The following is a 16,200-nucleotide window of genomic DNA, read 5'->3' on the forward strand; positions in this document are numbered from 1 at the left end:
GGAAGGATCACAACATGGCGCGAAAGAGCATTGGGGAACGGCTGGCCCAGATCGAGGCCCAGCGCAAAACGCTCAAAGCCCGGTTGGGAAAGCAGGAGCGATCGGAAGAGACAAGGCGCAAGATCCTGCTGGGCGCACTGGTGCTTCACCGGCTTCAGACGAACGGCAACAGCACGTTCACACGGCAGCTCGATGACTGGCTGAGACGCGAGCTGCCAGGCTTCCTGACACGCGAGGCCGATCACGCGCTCTTTGCCGATCTGCTGCAACCGGATCCGCTTCCATCAAGCCCGCTTCCATCAGATCAAGTGACGACACCCTCTGCGACAACGGGCAGCAATGGCGCGGACAGGCACGGTGAGACCGAAGGCGAGGTGGCGCCATGAACCGGATGACCCGCACCTTTGACGCCTTCAGCACCATGTTGCGGCAGGTGGCCCGTGATCCGCTCTGGGCGATCGTCGCCCTGATCGCGGCACCCTTCCGCTATTCAAAGATGGTCGCAAGGGCCGCCGTCTATTTGATGATCGTTCTCTTCGCTGCGGTTGTCGCACGTGACTATCTGCTACGGCTTGCCGGCAGTGTGACGCATGACGCGCTCTGGTATCTCGGCAACATCGTTCTGACCCTCGTTGCGATCGCCTTCGTATTCCGCGTGATCAGCGAACCGTTGATCCTGCACTTCGGCTCGAGCGACGATGCCACGCATGGCTCGGCCCGGCTTGCGACCACCAGAGAGATCGCGCCACTCATCAACGCGCCCTCGGGCTTGCTGATCGGTCGCGATCCGAGAACGGGCAAACTTCTGCGCTATGACGGACCGGCCCATCTCCTCACCATGGCGCCGACGAGGTCTGGCAAAGGTGTCGGCACCATCATCCCGAACCTGCTGACGGCGGATCGCTCGGTGATCTGCATTGATCCGAAAGGCGAGAACGCGATGGTGACAGGGCGTGCGCGCGAACGCTTCGGCCCGGTTCATGTTCTCGATCCTTTCGGTGTCACCGGTCGACCGTCCTCGACCTTCAATCCGCTCGACCAGATCGATCCCGACAGCGTCGATGTCGCCGAGGACGCAAGCACACTTGCCGATGCATTGGTGTTTGACGAGCCGGGTCTGTCCGGCGAGGCGCACTGGAACGAAGAGGCAAAAGCGCTGATCACCGGTCTGATCCTTCACATCGTTATCAACGAGCCGCCAGCCCGGCGAACGCTTGCCACCCTGCGCGACAATCTGACCCTTGATCCCGGTGCCTTTGCAGCGCTTTTGAAGACCATGCAGGTGTCCCTAGGCGCCAGTTCTGCCGGCAACCTTGTTGCGCGTGCCGCCAACCGTCATCTTGCCAAATCCGACCGCGAGGCGGCCGGTGTTCTGTCATCCGCCCAACGTCACACGCACTTCCTCGACAGTCCGCGCATGACGGCTGTTCTCGCACGATCCGATGTCCGGTTTGCCGATCTGAAAGCGCGTCACGCCACGGTGTTCCTCGTGCTGCCGCCGGATCGGCTTTCGGCCTATTCCCGCTGGCTGCGCCTGCTCGTCACCCAGAGCCTCACGGACATGGCGCGCGATCGGCAAAAGCCGGATGTCCCCGTGCTCTATCTTCTCGACGAGTTCGCAAGCCTTGGGTATCTCGCGCCCGTCAGCCAGGCCATGGGATTGATGGCCGGCTACGGCGTCCAGCTCTGGCCGATCCTGCAGGACATCCATCAACTACGCGCCACATACGAGAAACGCGCCGGCACGTTCCTGTCGAATGCCGGCGTCCTTCAGGTGTTCGGCGTCAACGATCACGAGAGTGCCCGGTTGATCTCCGATCTCCTTGGACAGGAGACGGTCGTCTTCCAGACAATGGGACGCAATCTCGATGCGAGCGATCCTGGCATCTCGCTCAGCCAGCAGCACACCGGCCGTGCCCTCATGACACCTGACGAGGTGCGCAATCTGCCAAAGGAGGTCGAGCTTCTGTTCCTTGCCGGGCAACGTCCAATCGTTGCGCGCAAGCTCGCTTACTATTCCGACCCAGAGTTCGCAGGCGCGTTTGATCCGGCATGAGAAACGAGTTCGACGACATGGCGAGAACGCTGATCTGGGCGGCGGGTATGGTCCTGCAGAGCGGCCCGGCGGATCGACGCCGGATCGCCAGAGCATATCGGAAAGCACAGGAGCGGGTCGCGGCCATTCCGGCCGCCAATGGCGATGCGCGGCCGCGGATCGTGGCCTGCTTTGAAGCGTTCGACGATTACAAATCCAGGGAGGATGTTGCCGGCGTTGGCTGGCTGCTCACCGCGATCCAGGAGCGGGTGAACGAGCATGATCTACCTGACTGGCAGGCGCTCAACCTTCTCGTCGATGATGTCTTGGAAATGTTGGGACTGGTGGAGATGACCGGCCATTGAAGCGTGAGCAATCGCGAAAAACTCAGCTGCTTTGGGGAAAGCACTCCACAAACTTATGCTTCATAAAAGATCTGTCGGATCATCTCCGGCAGGATGGCGCCATGGCTAGCGACGCGCTCGAGGCTCCCGCAGCAAAAGAGTCTGCTAGCAGTATCACGAGCGCGATTTTTGCAAGCGAACGCCCGGCCCCTCGCCGTTCTCAGGAATAAAGATGATTCCTGCTTCTTCCAGCACAGCACGAAGCTCATCGACCGTCGACTGCTTCAATTCATAACCCGTTTCAAATCGGACGACTGTGTTGGTCGACATACCGGCCCGCTCTGCAAGATCCGCGATCTTCAACCCCAAGGCCGCGCGCGCCATCCTACATTGAATCGGTAACATGTAAATTCGCCTAATATAGGCGAATTCTCTTTGATCCGCCCTGTGTCTGTTGTAAAGTAGGTCGCCTGCGGCACGCAGACGGTCGAACAGAGTGTTGCAACCACCCTGCTCGACCTGACCAAAAACCTAGCTATCAGGAGCTTGGATCATGGCTGATTCCGAGAGTAGCAGAACTCTGCCTGGAATTTCGATTGAAAAGAACACCACGACAGGCGGCAAGGCTGACGAAGCGCCAACCATCATCTCGCGGCGAAACCTTCTTTCACACACAGCGCGGGTTTTGCAGCACTGCTTCACCGACATGCCGCCTCGGACGGAAAGGGGGCCTGCTTCAGTACGGGAAATCTGGCTACGTTGGTGGATCCTCCAGCAACAGCATTTGCGGCAGAGTCGCAGAGTGCGGAAGCTGAGCGACAGGCTGTTGGATGAGCTCGATGGCTATCCGTCTGTAGCGATCGACGGACTTGAAGGTGAGCCGCCCTACGTTGCGACGACGTACGCAGAGATCCGACACCTGTCCTCCAGGATCGACGCAGGTCGGCTCGACGCCGCACGATCGACGCTACGCCAAAGACGGCAAGCCTGGAAAAAGGCCGACGCTCGCATAGGGTACAGCGCTGCCGTCAGGCGGGAAAGGGACCTCGATCGCTCTGCGGGTATTTCCGCCAACGTGGTACTACTGATGCCGCCGTTCTCCCTCATGGAGGTCGCTGCCAAGCTTCACTGCCTTCTTGAGCTGCACGATCCTCGGCTCAGACATGAGCATGAGCCTTGGCTGCAACTGCGAAGGATGCTGAAGGAACTTGTAGACCTTCGTCAACGACCGGATTGTGAGCACTGATACCTCAGACGGAACCTGGCAGACTCCAGTTTCGCTGAAGTACTCGATTATCGGGTCATGTTCCAGAACGGAACCTTGATGCTGCTATAGTGGCGTCTCCAGCGACGTAGGAGGCTAGTTGCCGTCCCATGCGTCGGTGGAATCCCGGCCGCCATGAAGCAGGATGAGGATGAGCACTGTATCACCTTAGACGCAGAACGCGATCGAGGTACGGCGCTCAAGTCCGATGCGAATCCCCTCGTCCAGTTCGCTGCGGGGGGAACCCGCGATGAGAAAACGGCATAATTTAAGCTGAAACTCCAAGTAAGCAGCCCAACAAATCAGTTCGACAACGCTCGCAGCACTGCTTCGGGTTCTTTTTCCATCACACGAAGAAGCGTTCGAGCAGCGCCTGACGGCTGCCGAGCCCCCTGCTCCCACTTTTTATATCCTGAAGCACTCGTGCCGAGAAATGCAGCCATTTCGTCTTGCGTCAGGTGTAGCTTTCGGCGGATTGCTTTTGCGTCCACGGTTTCCAAATCAACGGCAGTGATGCGAAGTCCAACCACGTCCTTACCCTGGGCATGTCCCAGAGCTTCGGTCATAGCTTGAATCAAATCCTCGCCGAATTTTGTTGTCTCGCTCATGGTTTACTCCTGTACGTCGCTTTGATCGCCTTTGCGAACGCCGCAACCGCCTTGGCCTCTTCCGGCTTCAAATCGGTCTTTTCATTCTTTCCGTAGACGAGAAGCGCATAAATGGGCGCGTCGTCGCCGTACCAGTAATAGATAACGCGGGCACCACCCCGTTTGCCTTTACCCTTGGCACCAAATCTTAGCTTTCGGACACCACCCGCACCCGGTATTTCATCACCGACCTGAGGATGGGTCGCCAGAAAGTCGATAAGATCCTTGCGCTCGTCGTCCGTAAATAGGGCCGCGGCCTGTTTGACGAAAAGCGGTGTTTCAGCAACTGTCTGCATAGTGTTTTATAACCCATTGGGGTAGTTATGGCAATTGAAATCTCTTATGTCAATGATCAGTCACGCCAACCGCTTTCCAGCCTCCCCGTTCAACCGTAGCAGTGCCATCATCATCGGCCCGAGTGAAAACTCCCCGCGCGCCGCCCGGCTGGTGAGATCACGTAGATAGCCGCCCGCGGAGTTGATATGCGCCGCCCTCTCAAGGATACAGGCAATCGCAACCGCTGCGTTTTCAGGCCCCATGGTTTCGCACGCCTCCTGATAGGCCGACGGGCTCACACCCAGCATCGATCTCACCACAACCGCGGCCGACATGAGATCACGCCAATCACCCACAGATCCTGCCGGACCATAGTCGATAATCTGTGGGCATGCCTTCAGCACGACACCCAGAGGAAAGGCCTTCAGCGTCTCTCTGTCAGGCCCGCGGTTCTTCGTCGGCTTTCCGCCCTGGTCTTTTTCAAAGCTAGGTGTCCCTGAGCGATGCCGCAAGCGGTTACCACACCGCGATATCTGGTTTGTGCCAATACGTTCGCCAGCGTGTGGCTGCCAACCGAGTCCACCGCGCCTGCCCAACGCTCGGCCGCGACAGGCTCTCCCGGTTCGGAGAGCGTGCGGCGGTCGATGATTTCGGCAGCGCCGAGTTCGCGCAGATAATCGGCCTCTTCGGGACGCCCGGTCGAGGCGACAACCCGGTAGCCCAGATTGGAAAGAAGCGCGATCGCAAGCGATCCAACACCGCCATTCGCTCCGGTCACGAGGATGTCGCCCCGCTCCGGAGTGATTCCACCATGTTCAAGAGCCAGTACGGACAGCATGGCGGTGTAGCCTGCGGTGCCGATCGCCATGGCATCCTTGGTCGAGAACGGCTCCGGGATCTTGACGAGCCAGTCGCCGTTCAGCCGCGCTTTCTGCGCGTAGCCGCCATGATGCGTCTGGCCCAGCCCCCAGCCATTGGCGACGACCCGATCGCCGATCGTGATGCCGGGATAGGAAGAGGCTTCCACCGTTCCTGCGAAATCGATGCCCGGGATCAACGGAAACTGCTTGATGACGTCATAATCGCCCAGTGCCCCAGCGTCCTTGTAGTTCACGGTCGAATAGTCGACCGTAACCGTGACGTTCCCCGGCATGAGGTCCTTGTCTTCAAGTTCGACCACGTTGGTCGAAAGTTTATCGCCATCTTTGGTAGCCAAAAGCGCTTTGAAGGTCATTCTTCTGTCCTTTGTCGGGTAGTGAAGATGAATATGGCCCACCTGATATTCCTTGTCGGTGCACGACCGGAAATCAGGCGGCCAAGTCGAGGCTGCGATCAGACCGGCATGCCGAACTGCTGGCGCAAAGCCTTGTCGAACACCGATGCGGGCAAGAGACGTCGCAGCAAGCTGACCTGGCCAGGGCCTCGGCACTCGCCAAACCGATGCCAAAGGATGCCCCAGTCACGATTGCAGTTCTTACGGCGTCCATGTTTTTTCCCGCAGATGAAGGTCCCGGATTTAAGGTTCGGCGACAATTGCATTATGATGACTTACTAATATTACAATCGTAATGCAATAGAAACTTGGAAGAAGTGTCATGCGACACAAAAAGGGCCGAAGAGACACGTCGCGCCGCAGGATCATGGACGTCGCCGTCGAGCGGTTCCGCTCGGATGGAATTGCAGGCTCGGGCCTTGCTACGATCATGAAGGAGCTGGCCTGACGAACGGCGCCGCTATCCCCACGTTCCCTGGAAGGCCGATCTCATCAGGGAAACCGTGTCGGACGCCGTGAGCAAGCAGACCGAATCGCTGCGCGACGTACTCGATGAAGGCAGCCTCGACCGGATCGTCGACATCCCCCTGCCGCCCGAACACCGGGACAATCCAGGACTGGGTCGTGTCTCAGCATCACTGCTGCCGTTTTCTCAGGCAACTTTCCATCACGCCGCCGTGGGACACGTTCGCTGTCTATCTTCACCAGACCGCACCAGCGCGGCGGAAGCAGGGCGACAGGAATCTCACTCTGGCCTGAAGAATAGGCCCCACCTTGCAATTGCTACGCAATTCCTTATATCCGCGAAGTTAGACCGCTTTCCGATTTTTAAATGCTGACGCATGTCTTCTGTGTGCACACTTCGGCCCGCAAAAATAGGTCGTCCCGGTGTGGTCAGAATAAAACGGCTCGAGTTTGGTGGATTTGAAACCGTCATTTACGGAAAGCGAACGGGAAGCAACTTGGCGATGTGATACGCATAACGACCCTCTAATCATCGCTCTAATGTTTTTAGAACCGCCTGGGTGCGCGTTTTGACGTCGAGTTTCTCGAAAATATTCTTGATGTGCGATTTCACAGTGTTGAGATTGATACCAAGCTTCGTTGCGATGTCCTGATTGGACAATCCCCATTGCAGAAGCTCCAGAACGGCATTTTCGCGGACAGTCAATCCGCCGGCTTGAGACGGGTTTCCAGACAGCCCCTGCTTTACGCGTGCGACGTATTTTTGCTGCTGTGAAACGGGCAAGAGAAACTGCTCTGAAAGCGTTCCCATCCCCATCTGCCCCGCCTCGTCCATTGCTGCGTTCATAGCTTCGGCCGGATTATCGTCTTCGCACCGATACGTCACCGCCAGGGCTTCGCACTGGATCGCATAGACTAGGCGGCCCTGAAGGCGGGCGACGCGGCTGATGCCCTCCAGCCGAGCGCGTGCACCATCCATCCGTCCGCTGGTAGCCAGAATACGCGCTTCGACCACGTCGAAAGCATCCCAGATCTGCCACACTACGCGTGGGAACCTTTTCTCCGCTTCGGCGAGCTGCAAACCCAGTCTTTCCCGTTCACGCCGACCCTCGATAGTATTGCCAATACGCAGAGCCCGGTCGGCGCGTTCGATTGCAAGCTGGAATTCAAGCCGAAAATCCTCCGTTTCATAAGCCCGCCGGCTGGCGCGGACGAGCAAAGCGGATGCCGCATCGAAACGGCCTTGGACATCGTAAAGGCGCGCAAGGCCGATGGTCGATGTCAGCACGCGTTCGGAGAGGCCCGAAACATTGGTTGAGGTCTCCGACGGGATGGAGCGCAGCCAGAGGTCTTCGGCGAGCGGAAGGTCGCCGGCGTTGAACGCGACCGTACCGAGCAGTGCCGACGGCAAGGCCACCATGTAGGAATTCTCGGCGAAGTGTTTCTGAGCGATGGTCAGCGCGTCCTTGAGCAGCGACTCGGCTTGATCAAACCAGCCCCGCGCCAGATAGGACATCGCAGCGATGCAACGCGAATGGATGCCGCCCCAGTGGCACGCCATATCATCGTAGACACCCTTGGCCTTGAACGTCAGCCGTTCGGCTTGTTCCAGATCGCCAGCGTTGAAAGCAAGGTAGCTGTGGATGGAGTCCAGATCAACCTGGCCGAACGCCAGATGGTCCAGTTCCCTGCGATCCAATGCCTTAATGTGCGTGCCACCCGCAGAAAGATCGCCGCCATAGGCTCCGATCAGCGCCCGCATCAAATGTAGGCGCCCCTGGATATCGACACCCTCTTCCCGCGCGATGGTGGAAAACCGGCTTTCCGGATCGCGCGCTGCGGTCTCGATAGCCATCAAGGTCTGCTCGGCCTGCAGAAACCGGCGCATATTGATGGAGCGCCAGACGAGCAGGAACATCAGCAACGGCCGCTCCTCGCGAGATTCACGCGGCAACTGCTGCATCCAGTGGGAATAGGTCTCGAACCGGCCGTGGCTGAGATAGTCGTAGAGGCAGTAGCGCTCGATGAGTTCCGCTGCCCATGTGGGCTGGCGCGCCAGAAAAGCATGCCGGACGGCATCGACGGGCGAGCCCGACCGAATAAACCATCGCGCCGCGCGCTCGTGGGCATTGCAGAAACTGTCGAGCCCCTCCTTGTAGAGCCGCGTCTGCAGGAACTCCTGAAACAGATGGTGGTATTTGTACCAGCGCTGCGCGCCGGGAAGCGCCACGATGAAAAGCTGCGTCTCCTCCAACACAGCCAGGGTCGAGCCGGCATCTTCCTGATCCGACACGGCACCGCAGAGATCGGCGTTGAAGGTCTCAAGAATCGAGGTTCTGGCAAGGAACGTGCAGACGGTATCGGGAAGCCCGGCAATCACCTCCTCCAGGAAATAATCCGCAAATGCCCTGTGGCTTCCGGCCGGTGCCGTCTCCATGAAACTGCCCGGTGTCCGGCCCAGCACTAGAGAGGCCAGACGCAGTCCGGCGGCCCAGCCTTCGGTATGATCGCGCATCTGTCGGCTCTGCGCCGATGACAGCGCGACATTGGAGGCGAGCCGAAAGAAATCCTCGGTCTCGCTCTCGTCGAATTGCAGGTCGGCGACCGACACCTCAATCATCTCGCCATTGGCACGGTAGCGCCCGACGGCCAGTGTCGGACGGGTGCGGCTCGCAAGCACTACCGTCATGTTCGGCAGGCGGGCCGCCAGCAGGGCATTGATCGTCGCCACGCCGCTGCTGCTTTCGGAGAGGTGATAGTCGTCGATAAACAGCACGAAGGGATTGTCGGTCGCCAGTTCGGCAACGGCGGCGACGAGACGCCGAACAGCATCATCCTCGTCACCCGCCGGAATGAAGTCTCCAGCCACATCGGCAGAGCTGCCACCAAGATACCCTGTGGATTGGTCGATCGCTAGCAACAGATATTCAGCAAGGCTGATGGGGTCCTTGTCATCGTCACCGGCGGAATACCAGACCGTGCGGATGTCGGCGGCCTGAACGGCGTGATGCCACTGCGAAAGAAGCGTGGTCTTTCCCGATCCTGCCGGAGCATGCACCAGCGCCAGCCGATGGCGCACAAGAATGCCTGCCATTTTCGTTAGGCGCGGCCGGTCTATGACGCCGGCTGATGCATGCGGAGGCAAGGATCGTCGGCTCAGGAAGTTCACGCGTCGCACAGCATCGCTCCCGTGGAGGACCTCTTTATTTTCAGGCAGCCTATCACCCTTAAGGGTGAGATGAAGTTATTTTTCCAACTCACCCTTCCGGATCATGCCAAAAATATAAGCGCGCCGTAATTTTCAGCAGAGATGACGGAAGGGATGACACTCATGCTGTTGAGTGATTATGTAAAATACGACGCGACAGGGCTGGCGGACCTCGTGAAACGACGCGAAGTTCGGCCGCAGGAGTTGCTGGACACGGCCATGGCGGCTGTCGAGGCCGTCAATGGCCCGCTCAACGCCGTCGTTGCGACCTTCGAGGACGAGGCCTCTCGCTTCGTTCGTGAGGAGCTTACCGAGGGACCCTTCGCAGGCGTGCCGTTTCTTCTCAAAGATCTGACGGCCCATTATGCCGGCCAGCCGACCGGGGCGGGCTGGCCTCCGCGCGCAAGCGTCAGGCCCGCCGACGACAGTGAACTGGTTCGCCGGTTCAAGAAAGCCGGACTTGTGATCTTTGGCAAGACGGCGGTTCCGGAGCTTGCCATGGACTGGACGACGCGGTCGCGTGCCCATGGCGTCACCTCCAACCCCTGGGACACGGGCAAGACGGCAGGCACATCCAGCGGCGGGACCGCCGCCGCCGTTGCGGCCGGCATCGTGCCGATGGGCCATGGCAATGACGGCGGCGGCTCGATCCGCGTGCCCGCCTCGTGTTGCGGGCTGTTCGGCATGAAGCCGACTCGCGGACGCAATCCGGTGGCGCCGGCCGGAAGCACGTGGCAAGGCATGCTGGTCGAGCATGCGCTGACACGTTCTGTACGCGACAGCGCGGCCCTGCTTGATGCAACGTCGGGTCTTTACCGCGGGCAATTCTTCAACGCGCCCGAAGGCGGTCAATTTTCAGGGGACGTCGATCGCGATCCGGGGAGGCTGAGGGTCGGCGTGTCCACGCGTGCACCCTATGGCGCAACAACCCATGAAGATTGCAAAGCGGCCGTTGCGGAGACGGTGAGGCTGCTGGAAAGCCTCGGCCATATCTGCGAACCCTATGACATAGACCTGCCGGACGACGGGTGGGATGCGTTCGAAACCTTCATTCTGGCGGAATATGCGACCGACATGCGGCTGGAAGCAGATGTCATCGGCCGCCCCCTCACGGCTGCGGATTTCCCCCCCATGCTCTGGGACATGATCGAGGCCGGCAACCAGATTACCGCGGTCGATGTCAATGTCGCGACAACGCGACTGCATCGGGTCGCCGCCGCCGTTACCTCTGCCTTCGACAGGTACGACGTCGTCCTCTCTCCCACGCTCGCACAGCCGCCGCTGCCGCACGCAGCCTTTCCGGAGGCGACCTCCATGCGCGGCCACTACGAATTCTACCTGTCGTGGATGCCGTACACGCATATCTTCAACATCAACGGGTCACCCGCCATGTCGGTGCCCCTCTCTTGGAATGCAGACGCGCTGCCGATTGGGGTTCAGTTCGCAGCAGCACCGGCTGCCGAAGGATTGCTGTTCCGTCTGGCGGGGCAGCTTGAAACCGCCCGTCCTTGGGCGGACAGGAGACCACCCATTTCCATTGCATGACGTCTCAACACGATAAAAAGGGAACAGAGAGATGAGATCAAGACTTCGCAAGACCGCACTTCGAACCTCGGCCTTGATGCTGTCACTGGGAGCCTTGCTGACAACGCTTCCAGCCCTTTCGGCCGATCTGACCATCGCCCGGTCGGTCGATGCCGACGGCTTGGATCCGCAGAAGGCCAGCACCACCCAGTCGTTGCAGGTCACAAACCTGATCTTCGACACCCTGCTGACCATGGACAAGGACGGTTCCGTCCATCCAGGTCTAGCTAGCGAGTGGTCGATGTCAGACAACGGCAAATCCTATTCCTTCACGATCCGCGACGGCGTGAAATGCCATGACGGCTCGGTGTTCGATGCCGCCGCAGCAAAAGCCAGCGTCGATCGGGCCCTCGATCCGGCGACCGTCAATCCCAATCTCTCGTCATGGGGTCCGATCAGCGGCACCAGCGTTGATGGCAAGGCGCTCAAGCTGACCCTGTCGGAACCTTACGGTCCTTTCGCCTCGTTCCTGACCAGCATCCAGGCTGCCTTCATCTGCCCGAGTTCGGTTGCCGGCAGCGAATTCAAGCCGATCGGCACCGGTCCCTTCAAGTTCGCCAGTTGGACCCGCAACGACAGCATCAAGCTGGAGGCCAATACGGACTATGCCAACGTCAACCCACTGGTCAAAAATCCCGGCAAACCGCATATAGACACGCTGATGCTGAAGGTCATCCCTGAAGCAGTCGCCCGCATGGCAGCACTGCGCTCCGGCGAAGTCGACATGGTGGAGCCTTCGCTTGAGGAAGCAGCCGATCTCAAGGCTGACAGCAACTTCAAGGTTTACTCCGCCGAACTGTCCGGTCAGCAGATGCTTGCTGCCTTTACTTGGAAGATCAAGCCGCTCGACAATCCCGATATCCGCAAGGCGATCGGCATGGCGATGAACCGCGATGCCTATGCCTCGATAGCCTTCGAAGGCCTGGTCAACACCTCCAACTGCCCGGTCGCTCCCAATCTCTTCGCCACCGACGAAGCGCTGTGCGCGACATGGGGTGTCACCTACGATCCGGAAGCGGCAAAAGCCCTGATGGCGAAAGCCGGTTACGGCCCCGACAAGCCGCTGAAGGTCAAGCTTCTCGTTCACAAGCTGCCAGGCTGGGACGCCATGCATCAGATCATGCAGCAGGATCTCGCAGCCATCGGCGTGGAGGCCGAGATCGAGACCCGGGAAGTGGCCGCCTTTTTCGATCACATGAAGGGCGTTAACGAAAAGACCGACGGCGAACCGGCTGTCTGGACCATGGGCATGTCGGGCGTCGATCCAGACTACCTCTACTTTCTCTGGAAGCAGCCGGGCTTCGTCAACATGGGCCTGAACGCCGACGTGGATGCCATGCTTGAGGAGCAGCGCAAGCTCAGTGGCGATGCACGGGCCGCCAAGATCCACGAGATCCAGAAATATCTGATGGAGAATGCCTACGCGATTCCGCTCCTGTCACCGGGCTGGGGCTGGCTGATGGCATCGACATCGAAGGTCGATGGCTTCACGATGGGTTTTTCGGCCTCACTCATCTTCAACGACGTGACCAAATCGTAAACGAACAGCATCCCGCTCCAGGCAAAGCCTGGAGCGGGTCACAATCGAAGACGGAATCTCATGCTTTTCCTGATCGCAAAGAGAGTGCTGACGGCGTTCGTCACCGTCTTGACGGTGATCGTGCTCTCCGGAATTCTTATCCATGTCGTTCCCGGTGATCCGGTCACGGCGATGATGGCCCAGTCGGTGACGGCGACGCCCGAAGTCATGGCCGAGATGCGCTCCCAGCTCGGGCTCGATCTTCCGGTCTGGCAACAGGTTGTCCTCTATGCCTCCCATGTGCTGACAGGCGATCTCGGAACGACGATCCGTGGAAACGAACCCGTGGCGCGGCTTCTGTTCGAACGCCTTCCCAACACGTTCGCGCTGGCCGTCTCCGGCCTGTCGGTCGCGCTCCTGATCGGCATTCCTCTGGGTTTCCTTGCCGCCATCAACCGTGGGCGGCTCGCCGATACCGCCGTGATGGTCATCGCGGTTCTCGGTGTCTCGATCCCCGGCTTCTGGCTTGGACTGATCATGATCCAGGTCTTCTCGCTCAAGCTCGGCTGGTTTCCGGTCGCGGGTTCAGGCTATCGCAACATTGTTCTCCCGGCCCTGACGCTGGGCCTTACCTACTGCGCGCTGGTCGCCCGCATGACCCGCTCGGCACTCGTCGATATTCTTGCCGAGGATTACATCCGCACGGCCCGCGCACGGGGACTGCGCGAACATCAGGTGCTGTTCGTTCATGCTCTGAAGCCCGCCCTGATCAGCATCGTCACCGTCGTCGGGCTTGTCTTTGCCTATCTCATGGGCGGTCAGGTGATCGTCGAGAACGTGTTTTCCTGGAACGGCATCGGCCGCCTCGCGGTGCAGGCCATGCTTGAGCGCGACTATCCGATGATCCAGGGCTTCATTGTCGTCTTCGCAAGTTCGGTCGTCATCGTTTCCATGCTGATCGATATTCTCTACGGCTTTCTCGACCCGCGCATGAGGCAAAGATGAGTATGGTCCCGACAACCACAATCCGGCGACGGGCCTTGCCATGGAGCGTCATCATCGGGCTCGGCCTTGCGCTCGTCATCATCATTCTTGCCCTCGCCGCCCCCGTCATCGCGCCCTACGACCCAATGCGTATGGCATCGGGTCCGCGCCTTTCCGCACCGGGGCTTACGCATCTGTTCGGGACGGACGAGTTCGGCCGGGACCTGTTCAGCCGCGTTCTCCACGGCGGACGGCTATCGCTGGGCATCGGCCTGACGGCGGTCTTGACCGGTATTCTTGCCGGCGGATTGATCGGCCTCATCGCGGCTTTTTCAGGGCGTGTGATCCAGTCCGTCCTGTTGCGTCTGATCGATGTGCTCTACTCCTTCCCCGACACGCTGATCGCCCTTGCGCTGGTCGCTTTTCTCGGACCTGGGATCGGCAATGCGACGCTCGCGATCGCAATCAGCCTCATCCCCTTCTACGCCCGGGTCACCTATGGTCTTGCGGCAGCCGAGCGCGCCAAACCCTATATCGAGGCGGCACAGCTCGCTGGCATCCGCTCGGCCCGGCTGGTGCGCGTGCATGTCATGCCGAACATCACGCAGAGCCTCATCGTCATGGGAACGCTCGGCTTTTCCTCGGCTATTCTTTCGGCAGCGGGTCTTTCCTTCCTCGGCCTTGGCGTCCAGCCACCGTCGCCGGAATGGGGCGGCATCCTTGCCTCCGGGCGCAACTACATCACGAAGGCGCCCTGGATCCTCTTGTTTCCGGGTCTGGCGATCTGTGTCACCGTGCTGTCTTTCAATCTGATCGGCGATAGCCTGCGCGACTTGATCGACCCGAGGCGGAAGTCACCATCATGAGCGAATCCTTTCTGAACGTGCGGAACCTCTCCGTCACTTTTCCAACGGCTTCCGGTACATTTGCGGCCGTCGATGATATCAGTTTCACCCTCAAGCGCGGCGAGATCCTCGCGCTGGTCGGCGAGTCCGGCAGCGGAAAAAGCATGACCTCGCTCGCCATCATGCGGCTTCTGCCAGATGCAGCCAGATTTCATGGCACCATTTCGATCGACGGCACGGCGATTGCCGGCCTTGACCGGCGGCATATGGAGGACGTGCGCGGAGCACGTATCGGTATGATATTCCAGGAACCGATGACCTCGCTCAACCCTGTCCTGAAAATAGGCAGGCAGATGACGGAGGGGCTCATCCGCCACCAGCGAATGCCTCGCCATCAGGCGCGCATCGCCGCGATCGCGGCTCTCGATGATGTCGGCATCCCCGATCCTAAATCTCTTCTCGATCAATATCCCCACCATTTGTCCGGCGGCATGCGGCAACGCGTTATGATCGCAGCCGCGTTGACCCTCAAGCCCGGCGTACTGATCGCCGACGAACCGACGACGGCGCTTGACGTCACGGTGCAGGCGCAGGTGCTCGACCTCCTCGTAGACCTGAAGACGCGCCACGGTTCCGGGGTTCTTCTCATTACCCACGACATCGGTGTCGTCGCAGAGACCGCGGACCGCGTTGCGGTTATGCGCGGGGGCCGTATCGTCGAAACCGGAACTGTTGGGGATATCCTCACCAATCCGCAACACGACTATACCAAGGGGCTCATCGCGTCTCACCTCACCGTTGAGCGCGCCATGCGCCAGCGACATGCCGAGGGACGACGAGGCCGCACATCATGAATGGCAAACCCCTCCTCCAGCTTCAGGACATCCGCCGTAGCTTCACGTCGTCGGGGCGAAAGACGAACGCGCTTAACGGCATTTCGCTGTTGCTCGAACGCGGAGAAACGCTCGGGATCGTTGGGGAGAGCGGCTCGGGCAAATCCACGCTCGGCCGGATCGCCGTCGGCCTCGACAATCCGACCGATGGCAAGGTGTGGATCGGCGGCGTCGACGTCGCCACCGTAAGCACCACCAATCGACGTGAGCTGTTTCGCGGCAGCCAGATGATCTTTCAGGATCCCTACTCCTCGCTCAATCCACGACTTAAAGTCGGTCGCCAGATTGGCGAAGGTCTGTTTGCCAGCGGCATATCAAACTGGAGGGATATCCACGAACGGGTATCCGAGCTCTTCGTCCAGGTCGGCCTCAGGCCAGACCAGGTGGATCGCTTCCCCCACGAGTTTTCAGGCGGGCAGCGGCAACGTGTTGCCATCGCAAGAGCGCTGGCGCCGGGACCAAGTATCATCGTCGCCGACGAACCGGTCTCCGCACTCGACGTAACCATCCAGGCGCAGATCCTCGATCTGATGTTCGATATTCAGAAACAGGTCGCCCTCTCATATTTGTTCATTTCACACGATATGGCGGTCGTCGCCCATCTAAGCGACCGTATCGCGGTCATGCATCGCGGCCGGATCGTTGAATGCGGGCCAACGGAAAGCGTTGTGGGCGATGCCCGGCATCCTTATACGAAAATGTTACTGGAGGCAGTGCCGCGCCTCGGACGTCGGCGAACCGGTGAAAAGCGCTTGCCGGAACAACTTCCCCACCATGATGCAGGCGACCTGTTCGAATGTGTGGCGCCGGGACATCAGGTTCTTGTTTCAGAGAATTGGAAGTTCAAACCCGAGGCTCGCTGA

At 59.7% G+C, this 16,200-nt stretch carries 15 protein-coding genes and 3 pseudogenes; 12 read left to right on the forward strand and 6 right to left on the reverse strand.

The window, feature by feature from the left end; translation table 11 throughout:
- The first annotated feature begins 14 nt into the window (after positions 1-14).
- The 3 genes from G8E10_RS07660 to G8E10_RS07670 are packed head-to-tail and all read left to right on the forward strand — an operon-like array spanning position 15 to position 2,400.
- Positions 15-386 carry a mobilization protein gene (locus G8E10_RS07660; protein WP_245507307.1) on the forward strand — a complete coding sequence of 124 codons (372 nt, stop codon included), beginning with the start codon at positions 15-17 and terminating at the stop codon, positions 384-386.
- Complete coding sequence (locus G8E10_RS07665; protein ID WP_167128152.1) at positions 383-2,056, forward strand: type IV secretory system conjugative DNA transfer family protein; 1,674 nt, start codon at positions 383-385, stop codon at positions 2,054-2,056. Before G8E10_RS07660 ends, G8E10_RS07665 begins: the two co-directional genes overlap by 4 nt.
- Positions 2,057-2,073: 17 nt before the next feature.
- Complete coding sequence (locus G8E10_RS07670; protein ID WP_245420143.1) at positions 2,074-2,400, forward strand: hypothetical protein; 327 nt, start codon at positions 2,074-2,076, stop codon at positions 2,398-2,400.
- Between the two features lie 153 nt (positions 2,401-2,553).
- On the opposite strand, the gene G8E10_RS07675 is transcribed toward G8E10_RS07670, so the two are convergent.
- Complete coding sequence (locus G8E10_RS07675; protein WP_110734712.1) at positions 2,554-2,784, reverse strand: helix-turn-helix domain-containing protein; 231 nt, start codon at positions 2,782-2,784, stop codon at positions 2,554-2,556.
- Between the two features lie 148 nt (positions 2,785-2,932).
- On the opposite strand from G8E10_RS07675, the gene G8E10_RS07680 reads away from it, so the two are divergent.
- Positions 2,933-3,625, forward strand: a complete 693-nt coding sequence (locus G8E10_RS07680; protein WP_110801711.1) for a hypothetical protein — start codon at positions 2,933-2,935, stop codon at positions 3,623-3,625.
- A 320-nt stretch (positions 3,626-3,945) separates the two neighbouring features.
- On the opposite strand, the gene G8E10_RS07685 is transcribed toward G8E10_RS07680, so the two are convergent.
- The 4 genes and pseudogenes from G8E10_RS07685 to G8E10_RS07700 all read right to left on the reverse strand — a co-directional run.
- Entirely contained in the window at positions 3,946-4,251 is a 306-nt protein-coding gene (locus G8E10_RS07685; RefSeq protein WP_110801710.1) for a helix-turn-helix domain-containing protein, read from the reverse strand.
- Positions 4,248-4,586 carry a type II toxin-antitoxin system RelE/ParE family toxin gene (locus G8E10_RS07690; RefSeq protein ID WP_110801709.1) on the reverse strand — a complete coding sequence of 113 codons (339 nt, stop codon included), beginning with the start codon at positions 4,584-4,586 and terminating at the stop codon, positions 4,248-4,250. Before G8E10_RS07690 ends, G8E10_RS07685 begins: the two co-directional genes overlap by 4 nt.
- 60 nt (positions 4,587-4,646) lie before the next feature.
- Positions 4,647-5,057, reverse strand: a pseudogene (gene repC / locus G8E10_RS07695) (plasmid replication protein RepC); the annotation flags it as partial.
- A gap of 2 nt (positions 5,058-5,059) precedes the next feature.
- Positions 5,060-5,800: pseudogene (locus G8E10_RS07700) on the reverse strand (MDR family oxidoreductase); the annotation flags it as partial.
- Positions 5,801-6,161: 361 nt separating this feature from the next.
- Between G8E10_RS07700 and G8E10_RS25865 the strand changes: the two are divergent.
- The gene (locus G8E10_RS25865; protein ID WP_280953142.1) at positions 6,162-6,287 is read left to right on the forward strand and encodes a hypothetical protein; all 126 of its coding nucleotides are present in this window, start codon (positions 6,162-6,164) and stop codon (positions 6,285-6,287) included.
- Positions 6,288-6,484: 197 nt separating this feature from the next.
- A pseudogene (locus G8E10_RS07710) lies at positions 6,485-6,598 on the forward strand (DinB family protein); the annotation flags it as partial.
- A gap of 235 nt (positions 6,599-6,833) precedes the next feature.
- On the opposite strand, the gene G8E10_RS07715 reads toward G8E10_RS07710, so the two are convergent.
- A complete protein-coding gene (locus G8E10_RS07715) occupies positions 6,834-9,398 on the reverse strand; it encodes a winged helix-turn-helix domain-containing protein (protein ID WP_110801706.1) in 2,565 nt (854 codons plus the stop codon).
- A gap of 237 nt (positions 9,399-9,635) precedes the next feature.
- On the opposite strand from G8E10_RS07715, the gene G8E10_RS07720 reads away from it, so the two are divergent.
- The 6 genes from G8E10_RS07720 to G8E10_RS07745 are packed head-to-tail and all read left to right on the forward strand — an operon-like array spanning position 9,636 to position 16,200.
- Complete coding sequence (locus G8E10_RS07720) at positions 9,636-11,057, forward strand: amidase (RefSeq protein WP_110801705.1); 1,422 nt, start codon at positions 9,636-9,638, stop codon at positions 11,055-11,057.
- Between the two features lie 31 nt (positions 11,058-11,088).
- A complete protein-coding gene (locus tag G8E10_RS07725) occupies positions 11,089-12,636 on the forward strand; it encodes an ABC transporter substrate-binding protein (protein WP_110801704.1) in 1,548 nt (515 codons plus the stop codon).
- Positions 12,637-12,696: 60 nt separating this feature from the next.
- Positions 12,697-13,620 carry an ABC transporter permease gene (locus G8E10_RS07730; protein WP_110801703.1) on the forward strand — a complete coding sequence of 308 codons (924 nt, stop codon included), beginning with the start codon at positions 12,697-12,699 and terminating at the stop codon, positions 13,618-13,620.
- Positions 13,617-14,465: an ABC transporter permease gene (locus G8E10_RS07735; protein ID WP_245507213.1), complete on the forward strand. Its 849-nt coding sequence runs from the start codon at positions 13,617-13,619 to the stop codon at positions 14,463-14,465. The genes G8E10_RS07730 and G8E10_RS07735 overlap by 4 nt, the downstream gene beginning before the upstream one ends.
- Positions 14,462-15,298: an ABC transporter ATP-binding protein gene (locus G8E10_RS07740; RefSeq protein WP_110801701.1), complete on the forward strand. Its 837-nt coding sequence runs from the start codon at positions 14,462-14,464 to the stop codon at positions 15,296-15,298. Before G8E10_RS07735 ends, G8E10_RS07740 begins: the two co-directional genes overlap by 4 nt.
- The gene (locus G8E10_RS07745) at positions 15,295-16,200 is read left to right on the forward strand and encodes an ATP-binding cassette domain-containing protein (protein WP_110801700.1); all 906 of its coding nucleotides are present in this window, start codon (positions 15,295-15,297) and stop codon (positions 16,198-16,200) included. The genes G8E10_RS07740 and G8E10_RS07745 overlap by 4 nt, the downstream gene beginning before the upstream one ends.

It is taken from the genome of Ferranicluibacter rubi (genome assembly GCF_011603255.1).
GTDB classification, from domain to species: Bacteria; Pseudomonadota; Alphaproteobacteria; order Rhizobiales; family Rhizobiaceae; genus Ferranicluibacter; species Ferranicluibacter rubi.